2 protein-coding genes are annotated in these 2,496 nt (G+C 39.7%); both read right to left on the bottom strand.

Annotated elements, in window-relative coordinates; all coding sequences use genetic code 11:
• A partial coding sequence (locus DBR11_RS27445; RefSeq protein WP_158275399.1) for a SusC/RagA family TonB-linked outer membrane protein occupies window positions 1–1,055 on the bottom strand: 1,055 nt, incomplete at its 3' end.
• 183 nt (window positions 1,056–1,238) lie between these two features.
• Window positions 1,239–2,363 carry a FecR family protein gene (locus DBR11_RS27440; protein WP_108555735.1) on the bottom strand — a complete coding sequence of 375 codons (1,125 nt, stop codon included), beginning with the start codon at window positions 2,361–2,363 and terminating at the stop codon, window positions 1,239–1,241.
• Between the last annotated feature and the right edge of the window lie 133 nt (window positions 2,364–2,496).

The following is a 2,496-nucleotide window of genomic DNA, read 5'->3' as shown; positions in this document are numbered from 1 at the left end:
AAATTCGGTTTATTGACGAAGGTAAGGTTACTATTGAAATCAATTCTCATCTTTTGGCCTTGCTGCCCTTTTTTGGTTGTAATAACAATTACTCCGTTTCCTGACCTTGCCCCCCAGATCGATGCAGCTGCAGCATCCTTTAATATTGTAATACTTTCAATATCATTGGGATTAATATTGTTTATATCTCCTTCGTAAGGAAAATTGTCTAAAACAATTAATGGTTCTGTTGATGCGTTGTAGGTGTTTTTTCCTCTTATTATTATGCCTGTATTTTTTGAGTACGGTGTTGTTGCGGTCTCTTTTATTGGAATAAGGTTTTCTGATATATATATTCCTGGAACAACGTCCTTTAACCTGTCTAATAAACTTGTTGATACTTTTCGGTTTATAAGTTGGTTGTCAATTTGTTCAAATGATCCGGTAGATTTTTCTTTTGATATTTTTTGATAACCAGTGCTAATGATTACCACTTCATTTAGTATACTTTCATCTTCTTTTAAAGTAATATTAAAAGGTCCTGGGTTAGTGGGAGAGAAGCTGATCTCTGTTGGCTTGTAGCCGAGGAAAGAAATAAATAATATACCACTTGTCTCTTTGCTCTCTATACTAAAATTCCCATCCTTGTTAGATAAAACAGCTGACTTAGTATCCTTTATTCTAATCGTTGCCCCCGGAAGTGGATTGCCTTTTTCATCATTTACTTTCCCGAATAGTGTAGTGTTTTTAAAATGGCTGATGACCTTGTCCAGGAGCGAGGGTGTTTTCTCCTTGATCACAATGTTGTTCTGCCTGATCGTATAAGTGAGGGGTAAACCACTCAACGCTATGTCCATCACCTGGTCGAGTGGGGCATTGCTAAAATTCGCATTGATTGTTCTGGCGGTGTTTAATTTCCCTTCATACCAAACCACATTATAATTGGTTTGCTTCTTTATTTCTTTGAAAAGCTGTTCAAGGCTTACGTTTTTATTCACATAGTTCAGCTTCTGGCCAAATGTAGCGGCACTCAAGTGTAACATAGTTCCTAAAAGAATGACGGTGGTTAAGCGCATTAGGAATAGGATTTTACGGACATAACAATTCATGTCCAATATTTTGGAGTAAATTATATACATTTGTTTTAGTCTGTTAAGTGATGATCTATAATCGGTTGCGAGACAGGTCACTGGCTGGAAGTGGGCAAACACTTCTGGCCTTTTTGTTGGTTAGGGTGTTGTCGGTTATATGGTTGCTTTTTATTTCTTTGAGAGTACGGTTATCCTCCTTCCTTCCACTTTAAAGTGGACTTCTTCTGTGAGTTCCAGCATGCATAGAACTTCAGATACGTTTTTGAATTTCGAGATTGTTCCACCGAATCGTTTATTGCTGACTTGGGGGTCTGAATAGACCACATCAACATTATACCATCTGGCTATCTGCTGCATTATATTTTCCAAAGGTTCATTCTTAAACATGAAATCGCCATTTTTCCAGGCTACTGCAACTTCTGTATCCACCGGAGTTACTTTGATCTGGTCACCGCTAAGGCTTGATTGTTCTCCAGGTTTCAGGATGGTTTTAGCGTTTACTTCTACGCTTCCTTCCAATAAAGTTGTTTTTACAACAGGGTTATCCGTATAAGCACTTATATTGAAATGCGTACCAAGAACCTTAATTTCCTGCTTTGACGATTTTACAATAAAGGGCTGCCTTTTGTTTTTAAATACCTCAAAGTAGGCTTCGCCGCTCAAGTTAACGACCCGTTGCCCACGCCCCGTGAAGGTAACAGGATAGCTAAGACTTGATGCGGCGTTGAGCCATACTTTGGTGCCATCGGGCAGGATCAGTTGGTACTGTCCGCCCTTTGGGGTAGAAATGGTGTTTGTAGAGACATTAATTTCGGGTACCTGATTTTCGATGATTCGATAGACCAATTGACCATCGGCTGTTTTATTGATTTGTACACCGGCCTGTTTACTCAGCTCGCCGTTTTTAACATCTGTAAGGTTGATGGTTTTTCCGTTGCCGAGGGTTAAGGTTGCTTTGTTACCACCTGCAAGAATATCGTTGGCATAGTTTGCGGGCAAGGCCTGATTGGTTCTGAACCAGAAGGTTGCAAAACAGCCCAAAACAACAATTGCAGCTACGCTTGCTGCAATGCCTATAGTCCAAAGTTTTCTTACTGGCTTTTGCGCTGTTTGTTGCTCACGCAGGAATTGTAAAGTCTCTGATTCAAGAGTGGAAAGATCAACGGACGTTTTGGGCTCTTCCTGTTCGCCGGCAGCTTTGATATACCAGGTTTCTGCTTGAGCTTTTTGCTCCGCAGTTGCTGTGTCATCTAGATAGGCTTTAATCAACCTGCTTGCCTTCTCGTTTTTCATTCTGTTGTTGTCCTTTTACAATTATGGTTTTATACTAGTAAGTAAGTTAGGTCGGGCGCTTGTGTAATGCGATATGAAGAAAAAGTTAAGAAAATATAAATTTATCAATTTAGTGGTGGGTTTTGTGTAGTCG

The organism is Pedobacter sp. HMWF019 (assembly GCF_003061025.1).
Classification (GTDB): Bacteria; Bacteroidota; Bacteroidia; order Sphingobacteriales; family Sphingobacteriaceae; genus Pedobacter.
Note: the sequence above shows the minus strand (reverse complement) of the source record. Positions and strands in the feature narration are given on the sequence as shown.

What these genes read in the sequence shown, in the direction of transcription:
- DBR11_RS27440 (WP_108555735.1), bottom strand. Translation starts at nt 2,363, where the DNA reads ATGAAAAACGAGAAGGCAAGCAGGTTGATTAAAGCCTATCTAGATGAC.